Source organism: uncultured Fibrobacter sp., from assembly GCF_937877005.1.
Taxonomy (GTDB): Bacteria; Fibrobacterota; Fibrobacteria; order Fibrobacterales; family Fibrobacteraceae; genus Fibrobacter.
The window spans coordinates 1-6843 of the sequence record NZ_CALEFV010000128.1; the positions used below are offsets into that span (position 1 = coordinate 1).

Annotated in this window: 7 protein-coding genes; 4 read left to right on the top strand and 3 right to left on the bottom strand. The window is 53.3% G+C overall.

Translation table 11 applies throughout. From position 1 onward, the window contains the following. Positions 1-144 precede the first annotated feature (144 nt). Positions 145-1053 (bottom strand): hypothetical protein, encoded by a 909-nt coding sequence (locus Q0628_RS06340; RefSeq protein ID WP_298769246.1) that lies wholly within the window; start codon positions 1051-1053, stop codon positions 145-147. A 239-nt stretch (positions 1054-1292) separates the two neighbouring features. Here Q0628_RS06340 and Q0628_RS06345 point away from each other — a divergent pair, with 239 nt between their 5' ends. Together Q0628_RS06345 and Q0628_RS06350 are read left to right on the top strand one after the other, a co-directional pair. After that, the gene (locus tag Q0628_RS06345) at positions 1293-1970 is read left to right on the top strand and encodes an ABC transporter permease (protein WP_298769248.1); all 678 of its coding nucleotides are present in this window, start codon (positions 1293-1295) and stop codon (positions 1968-1970) included. An 18-nt stretch (positions 1971-1988) separates the two neighbouring features. Then, complete coding sequence (locus Q0628_RS06350; protein WP_298769250.1) at positions 1989-2534, top strand: alpha/beta hydrolase; 546 nt, start codon at positions 1989-1991, stop codon at positions 2532-2534. Positions 2535-2716: 182 nt separating this feature from the next. Here Q0628_RS06350 and Q0628_RS06355 read toward each other — a convergent pair whose 3' ends face one another. Together Q0628_RS06355 and Q0628_RS06360 are read right to left on the bottom strand one after the other, a co-directional pair. Then, complete coding sequence (locus tag Q0628_RS06355; RefSeq protein ID WP_298769252.1) at positions 2717-5464, bottom strand: valine--tRNA ligase; 2748 nt, start codon at positions 5462-5464, stop codon at positions 2717-2719. A 35-nt stretch (positions 5465-5499) separates the two neighbouring features. After that, complete coding sequence (locus Q0628_RS06360; RefSeq protein ID WP_298769255.1) at positions 5500-6030, bottom strand: nitroreductase; 531 nt, start codon at positions 6028-6030, stop codon at positions 5500-5502. 159 nt (positions 6031-6189) lie between these two features. Here Q0628_RS06360 and Q0628_RS06365 point away from each other — a divergent pair, with 159 nt between their 5' ends. Next, on the top strand, positions 6190-6465 hold the full coding sequence (locus Q0628_RS06365; RefSeq protein ID WP_298769257.1) for a type II toxin-antitoxin system Phd/YefM family antitoxin: 276 nt from the start codon (positions 6190-6192) through the stop codon (positions 6463-6465). Further along, the gene (locus tag Q0628_RS06370) at positions 6455-6784 is read left to right on the top strand and encodes a type II toxin-antitoxin system RelE/ParE family toxin (RefSeq protein ID WP_298769260.1); all 330 of its coding nucleotides are present in this window, start codon (positions 6455-6457) and stop codon (positions 6782-6784) included. The genes Q0628_RS06365 and Q0628_RS06370 overlap by 11 nt, the downstream gene beginning before the upstream one ends. The last annotated feature ends 59 nt before the right edge of the window (positions 6785-6843 follow it).

The window sequence follows — 6843 nt, forward strand, 5'->3', positions numbered from 1 at the left end:
AAACGCCTCGGCGAAGATGCCGACAACCCGAAGCCGATTAAGTACAAGACGCTCACGAGACAGTAATAAAGAACGGGACTCGAAAGAGTCCCTTTTCTATTTGCCTTCTATATCGGTATTTATCGACGCTACAGCGAAAATCTCCTAGAACCAGAATCCGAGCGAAGCGTTGGCGGTAAGGTAGAGGTCGTTGAAATAGACGCTGCTGAGGACTGTTGCCCCGAGAGAAACTTTCCAGTGCTCGTCAATCCACTTCGATACGCCTGCGTATTGGCTCAGTATGAACGGGTTGTCGACGCGCGTGCGTAAGGTGTTCCCGTGCATGTCGTTCTCTTGCAGTTCGTATTCCTGTTCTATTGTGGGCACGTAGAGCAGCGGTGAGTAAGAAATCGCTAGGCCGTTCACGTAGAACGACATGAAGATGCCTGCACCCAGACGGCCCTGACGGACATTCTTTTCTTCAAGGTGCTTCTCATCGGTTTTCTCCTTGCAGCCTTCCTTTGTGGGGGCGCTGCATTCGTAATAATCGAACGAAATATCACCTACATTGTAGAACTCGATATCGAAATAGGCGCCGACTTCGAAATTCTTCTTGTTGATTCCGCCGATGACCCGAGCGTAGATTCCCGGGTCCAGGCCGATGGAATATCCCCATGCAAGTTCGCCTTTCGCCTTGAAAAGGTGCGTGAATGCTGCCGAGACGGGAAAGCGGTTTCGCTTGTAGCTGAACTTCTTTATTTTTGTTTCGGACATGATTTTTTTGTCATTGTCGCTTCCGCTGATTAGCGGGTCGTAATCGCCTTCTTTGAGCTCCGCGTTCTTGACGTTCTTCATATTCATTTCTTCTTCCGTCGTGTAGTCGAACGAGAGTGAAAAACCCTTGATGGACGAGCCTGCTGCAAATTCCTTGCCTGCGCCAGTGAAGTTTTCGGGAACGCTTGTCTCGAAAACGCCTTGTGTCAGGTTGCCCTGCCTGTACACGGGCGTTCCGCAGCCTGCCAAGAACATGGCGGACAACATTGCGGCAATCCATAAGAAACATGGCGTGAACATGGCAATATTCCTTCCTGTAATCGCATGGGCTTTGCAATCTTGATAACATTAATGTATATAATTAAAGATGCGAATATATCGTCCATGGTTAGAAGTTAGGATTTTTTTTAACGCCTCGCTGGTTATATGATGCCGTTGAAGGACTTGTTTTTGGCGCTCGTTAGCCCGCTCTTTGTTCGAATAATTGTATTTTTGTGATAAACATCTCGTAACCTGAGTCAACTAATAACTACTAACTATTGACTAATAACTGCGACGAAGCCGCTACACCCATGCTCCATGTTTTTAGACACGAACTTCGCCTGATATTCCGGGATCCGCGCTTCTGGATTCCGTTCATCATCCCGCCGGTAATCCTTGCAGCAAGTCAAACGATTGCTGTGTCTCGCTACGGAGGACAGGTTATGGAGGGCATGGAAGGCTACATGATGCTCCTGCTCGGTTGCCTCATGGCCCCGATGGGTTCGCCGTTGGCAGGTGATTCGTTTGCGGGCGAGCGCGAGCGCAATTCGCTTGAACTGTTGCAGCTTTCTCCCATCGCGCCTGCGAGGCTCTTCTGGGGCAAGTTGCTTGCTATTCTTCCGTTTCCGGTGGTGTTTGCCTTGCTGGCGCAGTTTGGTTACTGGTTCTCGCATCCAGAGATTCCGTCGATCGCTGTTTTGGCTTCCGTACTTGGCGCCCTGTCGGCGGTGCTTCTCACGACCTCTTTTGCTTTGATTGTTTCGTTGCGGGTAAAGACGGTTCGTGCGGCGACGCACATTACTTTATTCTTGATAGTGCCGTTGCTCCTTTTGGTGCAACTCGGTCACGAGGCATTCTTGAGCGGGCTTATTGTTCCCGTGTTGACGCTTTTGGTCTCAATTTGCTTGAGTGCGGCGGCTGTTTTCGTGAGCATGCGTAAGTTCGTGAGTCTTTAACCTTTAATTGAATAATCTATGCATTATCTTATCGTTCCTGGTCTCAATAATTCCGGTCCGACACATTGGCAGACTTTTTGGACAAAAAGTCTACCCGATGCGAGTCGTGTTTATCAGCGTAATTGGGAACATCCCGTGAAAGCGGAATGGATCGAAACGCTTGACGAAACTGTGGCTGGTCTAGAATCCGAAACGATACTCGTTTCACATAGCCTTGGAGTTATAACGACCGTACATTGGCTGCAGAAAAAGGTGGCCGAAGGAAAGCTCCCGAGTCTAGTCAAGGCTGTTTTTCTCGTGGCGCCCGCCGATGCCGATGCGGTTCAGATTATCAGTGATTTCGCTCCCGTGCCCCTGCAAAAATTGCCCGTGCCCAGTTGCGTTGTGGCTAGCGAAAACGACATTTACGTGTCCATAGAACGGGCCCGCCAGTTTGCAGATGCCTGGGGCTCTACGTTCGTAGATGTGGGATGCCTCGGGCACATCAACGCCGACTCCAACCTGGGCGAATGGGAACAGGGCCGAAAAATACTGGCCGAATTCGAAAAGACGCTAGGGCTGTAAGGTCGGCAAACTGTAGAATATGCAAAAAGAGGTGCTCCATGTGGGGTACCTCTTTTAATTGTTTGGAGATTGCCACGGCTCCTTGTGGAGCCTCGCAATGACATGCTAGGTTATCCAGCGCAGGAGCTTGCTTATGCATTGGATAACCGACGCTGTCATGGCTCACAGAGCAATGACGTGAGCTAGCGCAATTCCTTCAACGCTGCCTCATTCTTGGCAATGATGTCTTGCTGAGTAGCGAGTTTGGTCCTTTCCGCATTGACAACTGCTTCCGGAGCGCCGTTGACAAACTTTTCGTTCGACAACTTGCGTTCGATAGAAGCGGCAAAAGCCTTGGCCTTCTCGATTTCCTTTTCCAAGCGGGCGATTTCTGCAGCCGGGTCGAGGATACCTTCGAGCGGGATGTAGAGTTCGCCACCGGGCACCACGGCGCTGGCGCTGAACTTCGGCTTCACGGCCTTCACGGCGACGCTCAGGTCAGAAAGACCCGAAAGCTCGGTGATGATTGCCATGCAGTCCTTCACGCTTGCTTCCGTCGCGGCGTCGTCGACGCTCACCACGGCACTGAGCTTGGTGGCGGGGCTCACGTTGTAGCGGCCACGCACGCCACGCACGCTTTCCACCACGGCAAATGCCTGGTCGAATGCGGCTTCGATCGACCCGTCGATGAGCGATTCGTCGGCCTTGGGCCATGCGCGGCTGATCACCATTTCGCTGCCCTGGAACAAAATGCTGTTCAGTTCTTCGGTAATGAACGGCATCACCGGGTGGAGCAAGTCGAGCACGTTCTTCAGCACGTAGCTGAGGATAGCCATGGCGTTCTTCTTTTCGGCGGTGAGCGTTTCGCTGTTGATCACGGCCTTCTTGATTTCCAGGTAGCTGGAGCACACATCGTCCCACACGAAGCGGTACAGGAACCCGGCGAGTTCGGCGAAGTGGTATTCTTCGAGCATGCGGGTGGCGTCCTTGATGGTCGTCTGCAGGCGGCTCAAAATCCACTTGTCTTCCAGTGCGAACAAGCTCTTGTCCATCGGGAGCTCGGCGGCAAGCGCACCGGCCTGTTCGAGCTGCGGGTAAAGGAAACGGCAGGCGTTCCACAGCTTGTTGCTGAAGTTACGGCCGATTTCAAACTTTTCGCTGGTGTTGATTTCGCGACCGTCCGGCTGCTTTTCCTTCTTCACCGGCAGGCGCACGTCCTGGTTGTCGGTGCAGAGGCTTGCCATCACAAAGCGCAGGGCGTCGGTGCCGTACTTCTCTTCGATATCCATCGGGTCCACGCCGTTACCCTTGGACTTGCTCATGGTCTGGCCATTGCCGTCCAAAATCTTCGGGTGGATGTACACCGTGTGGAACGGGACCGTGCCCATGTTCTCTTGGCTAAAGAGCACCATGCGGGCGACCCACAGCGTAATGATGTCGCGGCTCGTCACGAGCACGCTGGTGGGGTAGTAGCGCTTGAGCGTGTCGGTGTTTTCCGGCCAGCCCATGGTAGAATGCGGCCACAAACCGCTGGAGAACCACGTGTCGAGCACGTCTTCTTCCTGCTTGAGTTCGTGACCCGGCACGGCGTCTTCCTTGAGGTCTTCTTCCTGGCTGCACACGAGGTAGCCGCCGTTTTCGGCCTTGTAGAAGTAGATGTCGTCGCGGCCCGCGAATGCGGCCTTCAGTTCGTCTTCGCTAGCATCGGTGTGCCAGATAGGAATGCGGTGGCCCCACCAGAGCTGACGGCTGATGCACCAGTCGCGCTTTTCGGCGAGCCAGTCCAGATACTTGTTGGCGTAGCGTTCCGGGATAATCTTGATTTCACCGGATTTTACGGCGTTCATCGCGTTTTCGGCGAGCACATCCATCTTCACGAACCACTGGTCGCTGAGGTACGGCTCGATCACAGTCTTACTGCGGTCGGAGTGGCCCACGTCCATTTCGTGGTCTTCCACCTTGATCAAAAGTCCGAGTTCTTCGAGACCAGCCACCACGGCGTCGCGGGCGGCCTGGCCCTTGAGGCCCTGGAACTTGCCGGCGTTCTCGTTCAGGCTGCCGTCGTCGTTCATGATGTTGATCATCGGGAGCTTGTGACGCAGGCCCGTCGCATAGTCGTTGGGGTCGTGTGCGGGCGTCACCTTCACGGAACCCGTACCGAAGTCCTTGTCCACGAGGATGGCGTCGGCAATCACCGGAATTTCGCGGTCAACGAACGGCACCTTGAGCATCTTGCCGATGAACTGCGCGTAGCGTTCGTCGTTGGGGTGCACGGCGAGGGCGGTATCGCCCATGATGGTTTCCGGACGTGTGGTCGAGACGGGGATAAATCCCGAACCGTCGGCCAGGGGATACTTGAACGTCCAGAAGTGGCCCTTCACGTGTTCGTAGTAGATTTCGTCGTCGGCAACGGCGGTCTGGAGCTTGGTATCCCAGTTCACCAGGCGCTTGCCGCGGTAAATGAGGCCCTTCTTGAACAGGTTGAAGAAGGCGTGGCGCACGGCCTTCGCGCAGACCGGGTCCAGCGTGAAGCGCTGACGGCTCCAGTCGCAGCTGACGCCCAGGCTCTTGAGCTGCTTGGTGATGCGGGCTTCGTATTCGTCCTTCCACTTCCAGATGCGTTCCACCAGCGCGTCGCGGCCGATGTCGTGGCGGGTCTTGTGTTCGTCCTGGAAAAGGCGCTTTTCGACGACTGCCTGCGTGGCAATGCCCGCGTGGTCCGTACCCGGAATCCACAGCGTGTCGCGGCCGGTCTTACGGCGGTAGCGTACCAAAATATCTTGGAGCGTATCGTTGAGTGCGTGTCCCAGATGGAGCGCGCCGGTAACGTTCGGGGGCGGAATCACGACCGAGAACGGTTCGCCCTTTCCGCTGGGTGCAAAACTGTTATTCTCAGCCCAGGTCTTATGCCACCGGGCTTCCACATCTTTAGAATTGTAACGAGTTTCCATAGTGGGCACAAATTTAGAAATTTTTGGCCCGGAAATTATTCTGCCCAGATAATTCGGCCGTCTTTGCGGGGGTGCGCCGCGGGCTGTTCGCAGTCCGGGTAACCCAGGGCGCAGTGGGCGATGCCAACCCATTCGTCGGCATTCAGGCCGAGCGACTTGAGAATTTCCTTGCCCTCGTCGCTTTCGACTTCTTCCTTGGCGCGGTGGATCCAGATGCTGCCGAGGCCGAGACTGTAGGCGGCGTTCATCAGGTTGCCCATGGCAAGCGAACCGTCGTACAGGTAGGTCGGAATTTCTTTTTTCGCAAGGACGAGCAGAATCACGGGTGCGCCGTAGAACGGGTCGAAACCCTCGTCCCAGCCGCCGATCTTACGGTTCATTTCGGAGATGCGGTCGCGCAGTTCCTTGTTCGTGATGGCGACCACGGTGGCGGCCTGCTTGCCCATGCCGCTTGCGGCGTAGATCCCCGCTTCGGCAACTTGTGCGATAAGCTCCTTGCTCACGGCGTCGGATTTGAATTTGCGGATGCTTCTGCGGTTGAGCAAAGTCGTGATTGTTTCGTTCATATAGTCTCCGGGAAAAGGGATGATAAATTTAAATCTACAAAAAAAGTAGGGAAGAACTGTAGCTTTCGAAAAAAATAAACTTTACGGAAGTTTTGAATGTTGACAAGTGTCAATAATCGGACTATATTTAGTATTAAATTCAGTCTAATTGAGTGAAAAATGGCAAACATCAAGAATATCAAACCGATTTCCTACATCAAGGCGAATGCGGCCCAAGTCTTGGATCATGTGTGCGAATCGCATGTTCCTTACGTGGTGACTCAAAATGGCGAAGCTCGTGGAGTCATTCTTGATGTGGATACGTACCAGAAAATGCAGGACGAGTTAAAGCTTTTCAAACTGTTCGCACAGAGCGAAAGCGAAGTCTCGCGTGGCAAAATCATCCGCCAAAAAGACCTGTTTGATTCTCTGGAGCGCGAACTGAATGCCAAGTAAAAAGTTTCAAGTGGTCTGGTCGGAATCAGCGGCGATCGATCTGAAATCGATAGTATTGTTCATTGCCCAAAACAGTATGCAAAACGCACGCGAGGCATTCGCCAAAATAAAGAAGGAATGTCTGCTTTTGGAAAAGTTTTCCGACTTGGGCAAGATTCCCGCAGAACTAGAAGATTTGCAGATAGGCGGATATCGGGAACTCACCATCAATCCATGGAGAGTCTTTTATCGTAAGCAGGCAGAACAGATTGTCGTTCTTGCCGTTGTCGATTCAAGGCGCGATCTTGAAGACGCCCTTTGGAACAGACTGATGCGGTAAAATATTTTGTCACTTTCTGACATCTGTTTGAATCTATATTTATAGGTGACTCTAGAAAG

Bases quoted from the DNA above. Each gene is read 5' to 3' on its own strand.
- Q0628_RS06340 (WP_298769246.1), bottom strand. From the start codon at position 1,053: ATGTTCACGCCATGTTTCTTATGGATTGCCGCAATGTTGTCCGCCATG.
- Q0628_RS06350 (WP_298769250.1), top strand. From the start codon at position 1,989: ATGCATTATCTTATCGTTCCTGGTCTCAATAATTCCGGTCCGACACAT.
- Q0628_RS06355 (WP_298769252.1), bottom strand. From the start codon at position 5,464: ATGGAAACTCGTTACAATTCTAAAGATGTGGAAGCCCGGTGGCATAAG.
- Q0628_RS06360 (WP_298769255.1), bottom strand. From the start codon at position 6,030: ATGAACGAAACAATCACGACTTTGCTCAACCGCAGAAGCATCCGCAAA.
- Q0628_RS06365 (WP_298769257.1), top strand. From the start codon at position 6,190: ATGGCAAACATCAAGAATATCAAACCGATTTCCTACATCAAGGCGAAT.
- Q0628_RS06370 (WP_298769260.1), top strand. From the start codon at position 6,455: ATGCCAAGTAAAAAGTTTCAAGTGGTCTGGTCGGAATCAGCGGCGATC.